This is a genomic window from Thioclava sp. F1Mire-8 (genome assembly GCF_002213165.1).
Taxonomy (GTDB): Bacteria; Pseudomonadota; Alphaproteobacteria; order Rhodobacterales; family Rhodobacteraceae; genus Thioclava; species Thioclava nitratireducens.
This window is the reverse complement of sequence record NZ_NBNY01000002.1, coordinates 494,972-511,587: the sequence shown is the minus strand read 5'-3', so window position 1 is coordinate 511,587 and position 16,616 is coordinate 494,972. Positions and strand designations below refer to the sequence as shown.

At 63.6% G+C, this 16,616-nt stretch carries 13 protein-coding genes; 8 read left to right on the top strand and 5 right to left on the bottom strand.

Annotation, left to right across the window (positions count from 1 at the left end; genetic code table 11):
- Window positions 1-61: 61 nt before the first annotated feature.
- A complete protein-coding gene (gene dnaG / locus B6V75_RS10930) occupies window positions 62-2,053 on the bottom strand; it encodes a DNA primase (RefSeq protein ID WP_088719695.1) in 1,992 nt (663 codons plus the stop codon).
- Between the two features lie 376 nt (window positions 2,054-2,429).
- On the opposite strand from dnaG, the gene B6V75_RS10925 reads away from it, so the two are divergent.
- From B6V75_RS10925 to B6V75_RS10915, 3 genes are all read left to right on the top strand, one after another.
- Window positions 2,430-4,250, top strand: a complete 1,821-nt coding sequence (locus B6V75_RS10925) for a TadE/TadG family type IV pilus assembly protein (protein ID WP_168174470.1) — start codon at window positions 2,430-2,432, stop codon at window positions 4,248-4,250.
- 70 nt (window positions 4,251-4,320) lie between these two features.
- Entirely contained in the window at window positions 4,321-4,857 is a 537-nt protein-coding gene (locus tag B6V75_RS10920) for a hypothetical protein (protein ID WP_088719693.1), read from the top strand.
- Window positions 4,858-4,860: 3 nt separating this feature from the next.
- Entirely contained in the window at window positions 4,861-5,532 is a 672-nt protein-coding gene (locus B6V75_RS10915) for a hypothetical protein (RefSeq protein WP_075774206.1), read from the top strand.
- Window positions 5,533-5,553: 21 nt separating this feature from the next.
- Here B6V75_RS10915 and B6V75_RS10910 read toward each other — a convergent pair whose 3' ends face one another.
- Window positions 5,554-7,212, bottom strand: a complete 1,659-nt coding sequence (locus tag B6V75_RS10910) for an NAD+ synthase (protein ID WP_088719692.1) — start codon at window positions 7,210-7,212, stop codon at window positions 5,554-5,556.
- Window positions 7,213-7,438: 226 nt separating this feature from the next.
- Between B6V75_RS10910 and B6V75_RS10905 the strand changes: the two genes are divergently transcribed.
- Window positions 7,439-8,929: a 2-isopropylmalate synthase gene (locus B6V75_RS10905; RefSeq protein WP_088719691.1), complete on the top strand. Its 1,491-nt coding sequence runs from the start codon at window positions 7,439-7,441 to the stop codon at window positions 8,927-8,929.
- A gap of 27 nt (window positions 8,930-8,956) precedes the next feature.
- Here B6V75_RS10905 and B6V75_RS10900 read toward each other — a convergent pair whose 3' ends face one another.
- Genes B6V75_RS10900 through B6V75_RS10890 form a run of 3 tightly spaced genes read right to left on the bottom strand, consistent with a single transcriptional unit; the run spans window position 8,957 to window position 11,818 of the window.
- Entirely contained in the window at window positions 8,957-10,483 is a 1,527-nt protein-coding gene (locus tag B6V75_RS10900; RefSeq protein WP_088719690.1) for a cryptochrome/photolyase family protein, read from the bottom strand.
- Window positions 10,476-11,174: an SDR family oxidoreductase gene (locus tag B6V75_RS10895; RefSeq protein WP_088719689.1), complete on the bottom strand. Its 699-nt coding sequence runs from the start codon at window positions 11,172-11,174 to the stop codon at window positions 10,476-10,478. The genes B6V75_RS10900 and B6V75_RS10895 overlap by 8 nt, the downstream gene beginning before the upstream one ends.
- Window positions 11,168-11,818, bottom strand: a complete 651-nt coding sequence (locus B6V75_RS10890; RefSeq protein WP_088719688.1) for an SDR family NAD(P)-dependent oxidoreductase — start codon at window positions 11,816-11,818, stop codon at window positions 11,168-11,170. Before B6V75_RS10890 ends, B6V75_RS10895 begins: the two co-directional genes overlap by 7 nt.
- Before the next feature lie 325 nt (window positions 11,819-12,143).
- On the opposite strand from B6V75_RS10890, the gene B6V75_RS10885 reads away from it, so the two are divergent.
- The 4 genes from B6V75_RS10885 to B6V75_RS10870 all read left to right on the top strand — a co-directional run bounded on the left by B6V75_RS10885 (window position 12,144) and on the right by B6V75_RS10870 (window position 16,611).
- Complete coding sequence (locus tag B6V75_RS10885) at window positions 12,144-13,703, top strand: 2-isopropylmalate synthase (protein ID WP_088719774.1); 1,560 nt, start codon at window positions 12,144-12,146, stop codon at window positions 13,701-13,703.
- A gap of 325 nt (window positions 13,704-14,028) precedes the next feature.
- On the top strand, window positions 14,029-15,060 hold the full coding sequence (locus B6V75_RS10880; protein WP_038064670.1) for a rod shape-determining protein: 1,032 nt from the start codon (window positions 14,029-14,031) through the stop codon (window positions 15,058-15,060).
- Between the two features lie 52 nt (window positions 15,061-15,112).
- Window positions 15,113-16,075, top strand: coding sequence for a rod shape-determining protein MreC (gene mreC, locus B6V75_RS10875; protein WP_075774201.1), 963 nt, complete (start codon window positions 15,113-15,115; stop codon window positions 16,073-16,075).
- A complete protein-coding gene (locus B6V75_RS10870) occupies window positions 16,072-16,611 on the top strand; it encodes a hypothetical protein (protein WP_075774200.1) in 540 nt (179 codons plus the stop codon). The genes mreC and B6V75_RS10870 overlap by 4 nt, the downstream gene beginning before the upstream one ends.
- Window positions 16,612-16,616 lie beyond the last annotated feature (5 nt).

Sequence of the window (16,616 nt, the reverse complement as noted above, 5' to 3'; positions counted from 1 at the left end):
ATACTGAATGTGTCCGCAACAATTCGCTTTCCCATAATCCGAAGGCCCGCTGCCATCCGGCTCATTGTTTCTTACGCCAGATTTCCCCGTCGATCATGGCCTGAAGCGTCGCGGACAGCGCCGCCTGATCTTCGCCCATATCGGAGGAGTCCTCCAATTTCGATCTCTCGGCGCGATGGCGCAGCGATGCTGCTTGCGCCAGACGCCATGTCACGCCTTCGTCGGCAAGCCCCGCCAGATCCTCCATAGCGTCGGCGACCTCTTCGCGCACGGCGCGAGCGGCGTCCAGCTTGGCCAATTCCTCGGTCAGGCACATGCGTGCCAAATCGAGGTTCTTGGCGTTGCGAACCGGGGGGGCAGAGCGCAAATGGGGCAGGTTCAACAGCTTTTCAAGGTCAGCCGCCATTTCCGCGTACAGGTTTTTCGCGATTTCCGGGGCGGGTGCGGCCACATGCATAAGCATCCGGTGTCGTAGCCGGTCATGTGTCTCATCGCGCAGTGGAATGGCTTCGAGTTCCGCTTCGAATTCCGCGATCAGGGCCGGATGCGTGACGCAGATGCCGAGGATCATCGCTTCGCGCAAATGCTCTGCCACGTCGTTCGGCGCTGTCGCGAGCAATGAGGAGCGCGTCTCGGGCAAGGCAGGCGGCGGCGCACCGAAACGGCCTTTGCCGCGCTTGCCGCCAGAGCCGAAACCGCCTGGGATAAAACCGCCACGCGAAGGCTGCGCCCCGCCCGGAGAATGCCCCTGTGGACCGCCTTGGGGACCGGTGCCAAACAGCTCCCAACGCAGGCGCTTTATTTCGTCGCCGTAATGGCCCCGGATCGAGGGATCCTGAATGCGCGAAATCGCGGCGCGCAGGCTCTTGTCCAAGGCAGCGCGGCGTTCGGGACTGTCGAAGACCTTGCCCTCGGTCTCGCGCTGCCACAGCAGCGAGACCATCGGCTTTGCCTCGGACAGGATCGTCTCCATCGCCTCGCGCCCCTGCTTGCGGATCACGTCGTCGGGGTCGAGCCCCGGCGGCATGATCGCGAAACGCACGCCCTTCCCGGCCTCCAGCAACGGCAGGGCGAGATCGATCACCCGCAGCGCCGCGCGCAGACCGGCCGAATCGCCATCGAGCGCGATGATCGGCTCGTCATGGATGCGCCACATCAGGCGCAACTGATCTTCGGTGATCGCGGTGCCCAGCGGTGCGACCGCCCCGCCGAAGCCACCCTCGACCATGGCGATCACATCCATATAGCCTTCGCAGACCACGAGCGGCGCGCCCTTGCCGCAGGCTTCGCGCGCGGGACCGTGGTTATAGAGCGAGCGCCCCTTGTCGAAGAGCGCGGTCTCGGGCGAATTGAGATATTTCGCCGGATCGTTCGGATCCATCGCGCGCCCGCCGAAGGCGATGCAGCGCCCGCGCGGATCGCGGATCGGGAAGATGATACGGTTGCGGAAGACGTCGAAGGGCTCGCGCCCCTTCTGACTCTCCTTCGCGAGGCCGGCGCCCTTGATCAGGTCGTCGGAAATTCCCTTCGCCTTGAGCGCATCGCGCAGCCCCTGCCAACCGGGCGGGGCGAAGCCGATCTCGAAACGGTCGATGGCGGGTTTGTTCAGGCTGCGACCGGCCAGATAGTCGCGCGCGGCGTTTCCGGCCTGCGTGTTCAGGTGAAGGCGGAAATACTTCACCGCCTCTTCCATCACGTTGGCCAGCTCAGTACGCAGATCGGCCTTCTCCTGCGCCATCGGATCGCGGGCGGGCATCTGCATCCCGGCCTCACGGGCGAGAATTTCCACCGCCTCCATGAAGCTGACATTCTCGGTCTCGCGCACGAAGCTCAGAGCGTCGCCCTTCGCGTGGCAGCCGAAGCAGTAGTAATAGCCCTTGCGATCATCGACATGGAACGAGGCCGATTTTTCCTGGTGGAACGGGCATGGCGCCCACATGTCGCCCTTCGCCTGGTTCGACTTGCGCATATCCCAAATGACCTTGCGCCCCACGACCTGAGCGATCGAGGAACGGCTGCGCAATTCGTCGAGAAATCCGGGCGGCAAACTCATGGCCTCTATATTGGCCCCAAGCCCGGCAGAGTCGAGAGGAGGCGCAGAGCTACCCACAGCTTTCGCGCCACTCGCGGCCATGAACTTTGCGTCAGCGAAAGCCGCAGACCGCATAATTTCAGACAAGTTAACCTAGTTTAAACGACTCGGTTCCAAAGACAGGGCTTGCCCTCTCAGGGCCGCGCGATTGGCCCACTTTTGGGAAACGGTGGCGCCCCGGAAGTCGCATTTCACAGTTAAAGCACAACAATTCCATGAAGTTAGACAAGGTTTTGCCTTAATTTCGCCGTAGGAATTACGGAGCTTAGTTCGGTGTTTTTTTTGCGAGTTTTCTCCGCTGGCGGCGAGGCCAACTGACATGGAGAAGGAGGTCTGGATGAGGGACAAATACGGACAGAACGGCTTGGCACGCCGTATCGAGAACACGCGCGCCCGAATGGGGCGGTTCGCGCAGGATGAAGATGGAGCGGTCTTCATCTTCAGTCTGCAGGTCCTAATCGTGCTGATGGTCATTGGCGGCATCGCGATCGACTTCGTGCGCCAGGACGAACGCCGTACGCTCATCCAAAGTTCGCTCGACCGGGCCGCTCTCGCGGCAGCCAATCTGGATCAGACGCTCGACCCTGCGCTCGTGGCAAAGGATTACCTTTCCACGAGCGGCCTCGACTATCTCAACATCCAACCCGAAGTCGAAGAGGGCGCGCAGAAGGAATATCGCCGCGTGTCGATGACCGCGCAGGATGACATGCCGACGATCTTCGGCGACCTGATCGGCTTCGGCGTCAAATCCTTCCGCTCGAACACCCACGCGCAAGCCGAGGAATCGATCGGCAATGTCGAGATTTCGATGGTGCTCGACGTGTCCGGTTCGATGGGCCAGACCGATTCCGGCTCCTATTACGGCGTGACGAAAATCGCATCGCTGCGCGATGCCGCGACGAATTTCACGAAGAAGATGTTTGACAACGTGCAACCGCCCGGGGCGCCCGCCGGACGCCTTTCCATCTCGATCGTGCCCTACAACCAGCAGGTCTCTCTCGGCCCCGATCTGGCCTCGGCCTATAATCTTTCGACCGATCACAGCTACAACACCTGCGCCGACGTGCAACTTCAGGGCTTCAACAGCGTGAGCCTGCCGACCTCCGGGTTGCAGCGCACCATGTATGGCTGGAGCTACGATTTCGTCGGCCAGAACATGTATGTCCAGAAGCGCATCAGCGATTCAGGCGAGAACTGCTACGAGCACAGCTACGGCGACATCATGGCATTCGAGGACAACCAGAGCGATATTCTCAACAAGATCTCTTCGCTGCGCGCAGGCGGCGACACCGCGATCGACATCGGGGCCCGCTGGGGCTTTGCGCTGCTCGACCCGTCGGCGAAACCGGCCGCCACGGCGCTGGTCGAGGCTGGAACGATTTCGTCTGACGTGGCCGACCGCCCCCTGCCCTATCCCGCCACCGGGCTGAGCGTCGACGAACGCTCGATGAAGGTGATGATTCTGATGACCGATGGTCAGAACACGCGCTCCTTCTCCACACGGATGCAGTATCGGACCGGCAATTCCGGCCTTTATTCGACGGTGAGTTCGACGTCGTTCAACGATGACTACACGACCATGTCGAAAATGTACTGGTTCTCTCAGGAACGTCAGGATCTGGGCGAAAAGCCTTATTACTCTTTCGCCGACCGCAATTGGTATGCGCCCGAGGAGATCGGCGATACGACCACGAAGTGGGTCTATGGACGCTATTGCACCACCGACTACTGGGGGCGCGAATCCTGCTCGTATGGCTGGTACCAGGAGAAACAGTTCGTTCACCGCGACCTGAACGCGATCGACTGGCGTACGATCTGGAGCAAGGGATGGTCGCTCCAATACGTAATTCAGACCTTCCTCCTGCCGCCGCGCCAGCGCCTCGATCCGGAGGAATCCGTGGCGTCGATTTACGATGAGATGGCTATCTCTTCGATGTTCTCGGAGAAGGACAAGAACCTGCACGACGTCTGCAAGGCCGCGAAAGACAAGGAAATCATCGTCTTTACCGTCGCCGTCGATGCCCCCCAGAGCGGCAAGACCGCACTTGCCGACTGCAGCTCCGGCCCGAGCTACCAATACGACGTCGACTCCGCCAATCTCGCGGATGCGTTTTCCTCGATCGCGACGCAGATCTCGACTCTGCGCCTGACCAACTGACCGGGGAACGCAGAGCATGGCATCGAGGCAGAGACATAAGCGAGCTTTCCTGAGGGCGGAGGACGGGGCGGTGACGATCCCCGCCCTGTTCTGGATCGTGTTCCTGATCTTCTTCATGTTCGCCGGGATCGAGCTGGGCGTGATCTTCATCAAGCAGACCCTGCTGACCCGCGCGACCGAAGCCACGAGCCGCATCGTCCGTATCGGCAACTACTCCAGCATCGACGAAAAGACGCTGCGCCATGAAATCTGCAAACAGGCAGGCTTCTTCGGCAGCACCTGCATGAATCGGGTTTCCGTCGAGATGTTTCAGGTGGACAAGACCGACTGGACGTCCTCCATCGCCAACCATCCGGTGCGCTGCGAGGATTTCTCGGACGTGACCAAGCCGCCACCTGCCGGCACGCTGGAGGCCGCCATTCCCGATCAGCTGATTCTCGTGCGGGTCTGTTTGCGCGAGAAACCGATGATGCTGGAAGACTTCATCGCCCAGGCTTTCCTGAAGGCATCGCCGGTCGGCGCGGATGGCGATTACGCTCTGGTTGCAACGACCGCGATCGTGATCGAACCGGCGGTCGCTTCAACCGCTGGCAGTGGAGGAACCTGAGCGATGCTGATGCCAAAGTTGCGCAATCTGCTCCACCGTTTCCGCAAGGACGAAGCCGGCTCCATCCCGATCGAGGGGCTTCTGGCCTTCATTATGCTGTCGGGCTGGCTGATCCTGTCGATCGAAATCTATGACGTATTCAAGATCCGCGGCGCCGCGACCCGGGCCAATGTGACGGTCTCGGACCTGATCTCGCGCGAGCGCGATCCGATCGGCCCAAAATATGTCGCGGGCATCAAGAAAGTGTTCGACTTCACGACCGGCAATAATGACCCGTCGCGCAGCTGGATTCGCGTGACGTTGGTGAGATGCTGGGACGATCCGCTGGATCTGGGCCACACCTGCAACGATCCTGCCGAAGGCAGCGACGCGAAGAAGGTACAGCTGGAAGATTCCTACGCGACCGGGTTGGCGCAAAGCTACACACAGGAGGCGCTCGACCTGGAAGCGGATCGCATTCCGATCCTCGCCGCGGGCGATCAGGCGTTGATCGTGGAGACCTCCTACGCCTACGACCTGCCGTTCAAGCTGTCCGAGGCCTACAAGGCCTATCTCGCATCGATCGGCAAAGACCCGAGCAAGCATTTCGTGGGCTTCCACGACGCGATCTCGTTCGACAATTTCATCGTAACCCGGCCGCGCGTCGCCCGCCTGACGTGGCTTGACGATCACTGAGGCGCTGCGCGACCGTGGCCCTCAGTGGTGGTCGCGCCAGCGATTGACGATCGGGTAGCGGCGATCCAGCCAGAAGGCCTTGCTCGAGAGACGCGTGCCCGGCGCGGACTGGTGACGCTTCCATTCCGAGATATAGAGCAGATGCTCGACCTTCTTGACGGTGTCGCGATCGTAGCCTTCGGCAACGAGATCGGCGACCGATGCGTCGCCCTCCACCAGTCCTTCGAGAATACCATCGAGTACCGGATAGGGCGGCAGGCTGTCCTCGTCCTTCTGGTCGGGGCGTAGTTCCGCGGAGGGCGGCTTGTCGATGATCGCGCGCGGGATCACCTCGCCCTCGGGGCCCTTCATCCAGTCGCGGTAATTGGCGTTGCGCCAGCGGCAGGTCTCGAAGACGCGGGTCTTGTAGAGATCCTTGATTGGATTGTAGCCGCCCGCCATGTCGCCGTAGATCGTCGCATAGCCCACGGCCATCTCGGACTTGTTGCCGGTGGTCAGAAGCATCTCGCCGAACTTGTTCGACAGTGCCATCAGCATGACCCCGCGCAGGCGTGACTGGATGTTTTCCTCGGTCACGTCGGGCTGAGTGCCCTCCATCAGATGGGCAAGCGCATCCGAGACCGCATCGCGCGCCCCGTCGATCCGCACCGTGTCGAGGCGCATCCCCTGCCGCGTCGCCAGATCGGCCGCGTGATCGAGCGATCCCTGCGAGGTGTATTCCGAGGGCAGCATCACGCAATGCACGGCCTCCGGCCCCAGCGCGTCCGCTGCGATTGTCGCGACCAGCGCGGAGTCGATCCCGCCCGACAGGCCGAGAACGACCTTGGAGAAGCCCGACTTGCGCAGGTAATCGCCAAGGCTTTCGACCATGGCGCGGTAGTCCTGCTCCCATTCCGAGGGCTGCGGATCGTCCCGGCCCGCGACGCAGGCCCAGCCCTCACCGTCACGCTCGAAATCGACATGGTCGATGATCTCGTCGAAAGGCGCGAATTGCGCGGCCAACTGGCCGTGACGGTTCAGCACGAAGCTCGCCCCGTCGAAGACCTGATCGTCCTGTCCGCCGACCGAGTTGAGATAGGCGAGCGGCAGCCCGGTCTCGACCACGCGCGCCACCATGTGGGTCATCCGTACGTCGAGCTTGTTGCGGTGATAGGGCGAACCGTTCGGCACGATCAGGATCTCGGCCCCGGTCTCGGCCAACGTCTCGGCCACATCCGGATGCCACGCATCCTCGCAGATCGGCGTCCCGATGCGCACGCCGTTGATCGCGTAGGGCCCGGAGATCTGGCCGGTATCGTAGATGCGATACTCGTCGAAAATCCCGTGATGCGGCAGATCGTGCTTGAGCATCCGCGCGACCAGCGCGCCGTCTTTCCAGACCCAGTAGGCGTTATACTGCCCCTGCTCCGTCCAGTAGGGCCCGCCGATGCCCAGCGCCGGGCCATCGGAAATCCGCGCGCCCAGCGCCTCCATCGCGGCGACCGCGTCGCGCACGAAGGCGGGCTTCGCGATCAGGTCCTGCGTCTGGTAGCCGGTCAGGAACATCTCGGGTAGCACGACCATGTCGGCGCCTGCGCGCTTGCCCTCCTGCCATGCGGCGAAGGCCTTCTCGGCATTGGCCTCCAGCGCGCCCACGGTGGGGTTGAGCTGGGCCATGGTGAGGCGGAAACGATCGGCCATAAGCGTCCTCGGGGCTGTTATCGCCCCCTCATTTAGCAGAAAACGATGGGGTGAAAAGGGGATGGCTGCCCTGCATTCGCCGCCCCTTCCCTTACGCGGCCCCGACACGACCGCCCTGCCCGCTTGTCAGGCTACCCCCGCGCAATTAACCTTTCCCCAAGCCCGGCAGAGCGCGAATCCACGCGCTCGCGAGACCGGGGCACAGGCAGCACCATCAGGGGGCACCATGGCAGGCGCGCAGCTTCGCATCGCGACATTGGCAGTTCTGATCGGATGCGCCGCGCAGATCGCGCCGGCGCAAGAGGTCATCACCAAGCAATACGACGACGGCGGCCTCTACAAGGGCACCTTCACCGATGGCAAGCAGGACGGCTACGGCAGCTACAAGCTCCCCTCGGGCTACGAATACGAAGGCCAATGGGTGATGGGCGAGATCAAGGGCGAGGGCCGCGCGCGCTTCCCCAACGGCTCGGTCTACGAGGGCCAGTTCGACCACGGCAAACCCAACGGCAAGGGCAAGATAACCTTCGCCGATGGCGGCACCTACGAGGGCGACTGGCTCAACGGTCAGATCACCGGCACCGGCACCGCGCATTACGCCAACGGCTCGGTCTATAAGGGCCAGTTCCGCAACGCGATGCATGACGGCAAGGGCACACTCGAGAGCGCGAACGGCTATCGCTACGAGGGCGACTGGCTAGGCGGCGTCAAGCAAGGCATGGGCAAGATCACCTATCCCGACGGCTCTACCTACGAGGGCCAGATGGCGCATGGCCAGCGCGACGGCACCGGCACGCTCACAATGGCGGACGGGCTGACCTATGTCGGCGAGTGGAAGGCCGGCCAGATGAACGGCCGCGGCACGCTCACCCAACCCAATGGCGACGTCTATGAAGGCCAGATGGTCAACGGCAAGCGTCACGGGACCGGCAAGGTCACCTATGCCAATGGCGACACTTACGAAGGCGAGTTCCTCCTCGACAAGCGCCACGGCACCGGCACCTTCCACGGCAAGGACGGCTACGTATACACGGGCCAGTGGAAGGAAGGCCGAATCGAAGGTCAGGGCAAGGTGAAATACCCTGACGGCTCGGTCTACGAGGGCAGCTTCAAGAACGACCTGCCCGACGGTCAGGGAAAGATCACCTATCCCGACGGCTCCAGCTACGAGGGCGGCTGGGCGCATGGCGTCATACAGGGCACCGGCACGGCGCGCTACGCGAACGGGCTCGTCTACGAGGGCGAGTTCAAGAACGCGCGCAATGACGGGAAGGGCAAGATGACCTACCCGGACGGCTACAGCTACGAGGGCGATTGGGTGAACGGGCAGCGCGAGGGTCAGGGCGTCGCGCGCTATGCCGACGGCACGACCTACGAGGGCGGTTTCAAGAACGGCCAGCGCGACGGAACCGGCAAGCTGACCATGCCCGACGGGTTCACTTATGAGGGCCAGTGGCGCAACGGTGCGATCGACGGGCAAGGCCGCGCAACCTATGCCAATGGCGACACCTACGAGGGCAGCTTCGCGAATGGCAAGCGCGAGGGGCAAGGCACGATGACCTACGCCTCCGGGAACGTCGCGAGCGGCGAGTGGTCGAATGACAAGCTCCAGGATACCAGCGCGCCTGCGACGCAGCCGACGCCCGATGCCAGTGCCGAGACACCACCAGCCCCGGCGAACGAAGCGGACGCGCAATCCGCTCCGTCTGCAAACTGATCCGGACGCGAGACCGGGCCGAGCGCCCTACAAGGCCTCGCCCCTGTCGAGCTTCTCCAGCAGCGCCTCCGCCGTCTTCAGCTTGGCCTCACGGGTCTCTGTCTTCTGCTTGTCCCAGTTGCGATAGACCAGCCCCATGCGCGGATTGCCCTCGAACCGGTCACGATGCCGGTCGAGGAAATGCCAGTAAAGGCTGTTGAACGGGCAAGCTTTTTCCCCGTCCTTCGCCTTCACGTCATAGGCGCAGCCGCCGCAGTAATCGGACATCTTGTCGATATAGGCGCCCGAGGAAATGTAAGGTTTCGAGGCCACCACTCCGCCATCGGCGAACTGGCTCATCCCCGCCGTGTTCGGCGCCTCCACCCATTCATAGGCGTCGATATAGACGGCGAGATACCAGTCCTGCACTTGGCGCGGGTCGATGCCTGCCAGCAGCGCGAAATTGCCCGTGACCATCAGCCGCTGGATATGATGCGCATAGGCCAGATAGCGGGTCTGCCCGATCGCGGCCTTCATGCAGGCCATCTCCGTCTCGCCCGACCAGTAGAACCACGGCAGATCGCGCTTGTGGTGCAGCGCGTTGCGCGAGGTGTAATCCGGCCCTTCGAGGAAATAAATGCCGCGCATGTATTCCCGCCAACCGAGAATCTGCCGGATGAACCCTTCCACCGAATTGATCGGCGCGTCCCCCGCCTTGTAGGCCTCTTCCGCGGCCTTGCAGACCTCCAGCGGCGAAAGCAGCCCGAGATTGATGCTCGACGACAGGATCGAGTGATGCAGCAGCCGGTCCCCGGCCAACATCGCGTCCTGATAGGTCCCGAAATCGTGCAGATTGTGGGCGATGAAATGCTCCAGCGCGCGTTCGGCCTGCGCGCGGCTGATCGGCCAGTTGAATTCGTCGAGCGATCCGAAATTATCGGGAAATTCCGCCTCGACCATCTCGAGCACCTCCTGCACGAGCGCATCCTTGCGGAAGGTCGGCGCGGGCTCGCGGAACAGGTCGGGCTGGGCGGGCTTGCGGTTCTCCTTGTCAAAATTCCATTCGCCGCCCGCCGGGTCGTCACCTTCCATCAAGAGCCCCGTTTCGCGACGCATCTCGCGGTAGAACCACTCCATCCGGAGCTCCTTGCGCCCCTCGGCCCACTCCGCGAAGCGCTTTTCAGAGCAGATAAAGCGATCGTCGGGCAGTTGCCGGATCTTGATCGGCGCGCTCTCGAAGGCCTGACGCAAGCGCCATTCGCCGGGGGCGAGTGTGATGACCTCGTCGGCCCCCTCTTCTTCGGCGCGGCGCGCGAATTCGCCAACCAACGAGCCCGCGTTGTCGTCATCGGTCAGCTTGGTGTAGCGGACCTGCCAGCCATCGCGCTCCAACTCGTCGGCGAAGCGGCGCATCGCGGCGAAGGTCAGCGCCAGCTTCTGCTTGTGATGGCCGGTATAGGTCGCTTCCTCGCGCACCTCGGCCATCACGACCACGTCCGCGCTCTTGTCGCCGCAGCGCAAAGCCGCGCCGTCATGGCTCAGCTGATCGCCCAGCACCGCGATCAGCTTAGTCATAGATCATCTTCCGGGTCATGCCGCCATCGACGACCAGCACCTGCCCCGTCACGAAGCCCGCATCCGCGAGGTAGAGCACGGCCTCGGCAATGTCTCTCGGCTCACCCACACGGCCCACGGGATGCTGCGCGTGATCCGCTTCGCCCAAGGGCTCGCCGCTCGAATTGATCCAGCCGGGCGCGATCGCGTTGACCCGCACCTCCGGCCCAAGGCTCACCGCCATCGCATGGGTCAGCGACGTGACGCCGCCCTTCGCCGCCGCATAGGCGAAGGTATCGGGCTCGGATTGCAGCGCGCGCGTCGAGGCCATGTTGACCACTGCCCCCCGGCCCTTGCGCAAGGCGGGCAAAGCCTCGCGCGCCATCAGGAACGTCCCGGTCAGATGCGGGTCGATCCACTTGTGCCACGCCTCCAGCGTCAGCTCCTCCAACGGTCCGCATTCGGGATCGGCCGGCCCACCATTGTTCAACAGCAGATCGAGCGTCTCGAACCCGGCCTCGGCGACCGCAGACCGAACATCGTCTTCGCTCCCCAAATCACAGCGGATCGCCTGCAAGCCTTCGCGTGCCTCCAGCGGGCCGATATCCAGATCGAGCGCCGCGACCTGCCAGCCGCGATCCAGCAGCGCCTCGGTGATGGCGCGACCAATGCCGCGCGCGGCGCCGGTGACGATGGCGTTTCGGGTTACCATGGAATCTCCTTGCCTGCGTAGTCGTAAAAGCCGCCCGATTGCGCGGGGGTCAGCGCGCCCAACACATCCAGCAACCGGCGCGCGGCGTCTTCGGGGGCGAGCTTGTCGCGCGGGTAATCGGCGGTAAAGGGGGTGTCTACCGTGCCCGGATGCAGCGCCGCGATCACGAGCTGCTTGTGAGAGCGCCCCAGCTCGATCGCCGCGCCATGCAGCAGCTGGTTCAGGGCCGCTTTCGAGGTCCGATAGCTATACCAACCGCCCAAACCGTTATCGCCGATCGAGCCGACCCGCGCCGAAAGCGCCGCGAACCGTGCGGGCTTGTCCCGGGGCAGAAGGCGGGCTGCATGTTTCAAGACCAGCGCCGGACCCATCGCGTTCACGGCGAACTGGCTCTGCAATTCCTCGGGGGTCAGATGCGACAAGGCCTTTTCCGGCGTACCGAGCGCGCCCGAGGCCACGAAGATCAGATCGACCGGCTCGTCGATCCCGCGCAGCCCCGCCTCGACCGCGCGTTCATCCGTGACATCGAACGCGTCGCGCGACCGCGACAGCCCCGTCACCGCGAAGCCGCGCGCCTCCAGCTCCGCCTGGATCGCCGCGCCGATCCCGCCCGTATCTCCGATCACGATTGCCTGACCTGCCACTGTCGCCTCCGTTATATGCGCCCAAAGGCTACGCGGCCCCGCCTCCAGCGGTTCCTTTTTTGCTTTTCATTTATCACTTGGCGCCTATAGTGCCCCTCATGACACGGGTTAAGCATATTCAACTCACCGCAGCCGGGGCGCTCGCCCAAGGCGCGATGCCCCGTGGTCTCCTTCTTCTTAGCAGCCTCTGAGCGTGCCTTCGGGCGCGAACGCTCAGGGGTAGCCAGCGCCCGGACAACTCCCGAAAGCCACCGCGCAATGCTGGCCTTCGGGCCCAAGTAACGCTAAGAGCCAAGACGAAAGAGACTAGCAGATGGCCCAGACCATGATCGACAAAAACCGCGTTCTGATTTTCGACACGACCCTGCGTGACGGCGAGCAATCGCCGGGTGCGACGATGACCCATGACGAGAAGCTCGAGATCGCCGATCTGCTCGACGAAATGGGCGTGGATATCATCGAGGCCGGCTTCCCGATCGCCTCCGAGGGCGATTTCGAAGCCGTCAGCGATATAGCGAAACGCGCAAAGTTCTCGACGATTTGCGGGCTCGCCCGCGCCAAGCTGCCCGATATCGACCGCTGCTGGGAAGCCGTGCAGCACGCGAAATCGCCGCGCATCCACACCTTCATCGGCACCTCGCCGCTGCACCGCGCGATCCCGAACCTGACGATGGACGAGATGGCCGACGTCATCCACGAGACCGTCAGCCACGCGCGCAACCTGTGCGACAACGTGCAGTGGTCGCCGATGGATGCGACCCGGACCGAGCATGACTATCTCTGCCGCGTCGTCGAGATCGCGATCAAGGCGGGCGCCACCACGATCAACATCCCCGACACGGTGGGCTATACCGCGCCGGTCGAATCCGCCGACCTGATCCGGATGCTGCTCGAGCGGGTGCCGGGCGCCGACGAGATCATCTTCGCGACGCACTGCCACAACGATCTGGGCATGGCGACGGCGAACGCGCTGGCCGCGGTCGATGCAGGCGCGCGCCAGATCGAATGCACGATAAACGGTCTGGGTGAGCGCGCGGGCAACACCGCGCTCGAAGAGGTGGTGATGGCGATGAAGGTTCGTCAGGACATCATGCCCTACCAGACCCATATAGACACGACGAAGATCATGAACATCTCGCGCCGCGTGGCGCAGGTGTCGGGCTTCCCGGTGCAGTTCAACAAGGCGATCGTCGGCAAGAACGCCTTCCTGCACGAAAGCGGCATCCACCAGGATGGCGTGCTGAAGAACGTCGAAACCTTCGAGATCATGAAGCCCGCCGATATCGGCCTCAACGAGGCGAATATCGCGATGGGCAAGCATTCGGGCCGCGCCGCGCTGCGCGCCAAACTCAAGGATCTCGGCTACGAGCTGGGCGATAACCAGCTCAAGGACGTCTTCGTCCGCTTCAAGGCGCTGGCCGACCGCAAGAAGGAAATCTACGACGAGGACCTGATCGCGCTGATGACCGACAGCGCCGCGAACACCGCCGACGACTACCTGCAGGTCAAATGGCTGCGCGTGGTCTGTGGCTCGGACGGTCAGGAAGCCGAGCTGAAGATGCTCGTCGATGGTGAGGAAAAATCCAGCAAGTGCCAGGGCGACGGCCCGGTCGACGCGGTCTTCAACTGCGTCAAGGAAATCTATCCGACGCACGCGAAGCTGAAGCTCTATCAGGTGCACGCGGTCACCGAAGGCACCGACGCGCAGGCGACCGTTTCGGTGCGCCTCGAGGAAGATGGGCGGATCGGCACCGGCGCCGCGTCGGACACCGACACGATCCTCGCGAGCGTGAAGGCCTATGTCGGCGCACTCAACCGCCTGCGCTTCCGCAGCCAGAAAACCGCGCCCGACGCGGACGTGAAAACGGTGAGCTACAAGCTCTGAGCCCACCGCCAGTTGCACAGCTTTCGGGCAGCCCGAGAACGGCTGCCCGTTTTCATGTCGACCCGGCGCGATTTTCCCGTTTTCAGCACGATTTCGTGACGCATCGCATATCTGCAATTTCAAGCGCATTTCCGCGGGGAAATCCGCCCGAAATGTTGAAAAAGGTCAATCGCTTGGCCTTACCTCAGCGGATAACCGCAAGGGGGCTTCGCCTACGGCGCAAATCCGCTTCCCCGTAAGGGCCGCTTTGACTATACGAGGCGCGGGCCGTGGCTTGGCGCGAGTCGCGGTATTTCTAAGAAATTTGGGATGGGACAGGCGTAATATGGTTGGTGGGATCTTCTCCTCGGACATGGCGATCGACCTCGGGACGGCGAACACGCTGGTCTATGTCAAAGGCAAAGGGATCGTGCTGAACGAGCCCTCGGTGGTCGCCTATCACGTCAAGGACGGCAAGAAGCAGGTGCTGGCGGTCGGTGAAGACGCCAAGCTGATGCTCGGCCGGACCCCCGGCTCTATCGAGGCGATCCGCCCGATGCGCGACGGCGTCATCGCGGATTTCGACAGCGCCGAGGAAATGATCAAGCATTTCATCCGCAAGGTGCACAAGCGCTCGACCTTCTCGAAGCCGAAGATCATCGTCTGCGTTCCGCATGGCGCGACCCCGGTGGAGAAGCGCGCGATCCGTCAGTCGGTTCTCTCGGCAGGTGCGCGCCGCGCCGGCCTGATTGCAGAGCCGATCGCGGCCGCCATCGGTGCGGGCATGCCGATCACCGACCCCACGGGTTCGATGGTGGTCGATATCGGCGGCGGCACGACCGAGGTCGCGGTCCTTTCGCTGGGCGACATCGTCTATGCGCGCTCGGTGCGCGTGGGCGGCGACCGTATGGACGAGGCGATCATCTCCTACCTGCGCCGCAACCAGAACCTTCTTGTGGGCGAATCCACCGCCGAGCGGATCAAGACCACGATCGGTACCGCGCGGATGCCCGATGACGGGCGCGGCATGAGCCTTCACGTGCGCGGCCGCGACTTGTTGAACGGCGTGCCGAAGGAAACCGAGATCACGCAGGCCCAGGTCGCCGAGGCGCTGTCCGAGCCGGTCCAGTCGATTTGCGACGCGGTGATGCAGGCGCTCGAAACCACCCCGCCCGACCTCGCCGCCGACATCGTCGACCGTGGCGTGATGCTGACGGGGGGCGGTGCGCTTCTGGGCGAACTGGATCTGGCGCTGCGCGAGCAGACCGGCCTTTCGATTTCGATCGCCGATCAGTCGCTCAACTGTGTTGCGCTCGGCACCGGCAAGGCGCTTGAATATGAAAAGCAGCTTCGCCACGTCATTGACTACGACAGCTGAGCCGGGCCCGGGATTGCACCACGCCCGGCCAGTGATCTGACCGGAGACGGATTTGGCCAGAAATCGCGACGATCAGGACTATATCGGACCGCTGCGCCGACTGGGCGTTGCGGTTCTTGTCGTCGTGCTACTGGCTCTCTTCCTGGTCTGGCGCATCGACAGCCCGCGGATGGAGCGGTTCCGCTCTGCCCTCGTGGATCGCTTCGTGCCCAGCTTCGATTGGGTGATGGCCCCGGTCACCAAGCTCACCGACATGGTCGAGGGCTTCCAGTCCTATTCCCGCATCTACGAGCAGAACCAGGAGTTGCGCCGCGAGCTGCAACAGATGAAGGCGTGGAAGGAAGCCGCCGTTCAGCTGGAGCAGCAGAACGCCAAGCTGCTTGCCCAGAACAAGGTGCGGCTCGACCCGAAACTCACCTCTGTGTCGGGGCGTGTGCTGGCCGATAGCGGCTCGCCGTTCCGGAAATCGGTGCTGCTGAATGTCGGCAAGCGCGACGGCATTGTTGATGGCTGGGCCACGATGGATGGGCTGGGCCTCGTGGGGCGAATCTCGGGCGTGGGCTCCTCGACCTCGCGGGTGCTGCTGCTGACCGACGCCTCGAGCCGCATCCCGGTTACGATCCCGGCCTCGGGGCAGAACGCGATCCTTGCGGGCGACAACTCCCCCTACCCGTTCGTGGATTTCCTCGAACATCCCGACCGCGTGCGCCCAGGCGACCGCGTGATCTCCTCGGGCGATGGCGGGGTCTTCCCGGCGGGGCTGCTGGTCGGTCAGGTCTTCCAGGGCCGCGACAAGCGGCTGCGCGTGCGCCTCGCCGCCGATTACGAACGGCTCGATTTCCTGCGCGTGTTGCGCTCGCACCCGGCCGAGCGGATCGAGAACGCGGGCGGGCTGATCGCGCCCGACCCGAAAGTCATCGAACAGGAAGCGGCCGAGAAGGCGCGCGCCGAGGCCGCCGCGGGCGCACTCGAACCCGATGGTGGGTCGGAGGGCGGAAACGGGGGCAGCCAATGATCGACCCCATCACCCGCCGCCGCGTCAGCTACCGCACGCTTTTCGTCGTGATCGGCCTCGTACTGATCTTCGTGCGCCTGATGCCGGTCGACCATTCGCCGGGCGGCCTGCCGGGCCCCGACCTAACCTTGGCGCTGACGCTGGCCTGGGTGCTGCGGCGTCCCGAATACGCCCCGGCCCTGCTGATCGTTCTGGTTTTTCTGCTTGAAGACATCATGTTCTGGCGGCCCATCGGACTTTGGACGCTGATCGTCCTCGGCGCGACCGAATTCCTGCGCCGCCGCGAACAAAGCCTGCGCGATCTGCCCTTCGCGCTGGAATGGGCGTTGGTCGCGGGCGTGCTGCTCGCTATGGTGTCGGTGAAGCGCATCGTCCTGCTTGTCACGATGGTCGATCAGCCAAGCCTCGGGCTGGAGCTGTTCCAGATGCTGGTGACGCTGGCCGCCTATCCGGTGGTTGTGCTGGTGTCGCGCGTGGCCTTCGGCCTGCGCCGCGCGGCGCCGGGCGAGGTCGACGCCTACGGACATCGAATGTGAGGGGG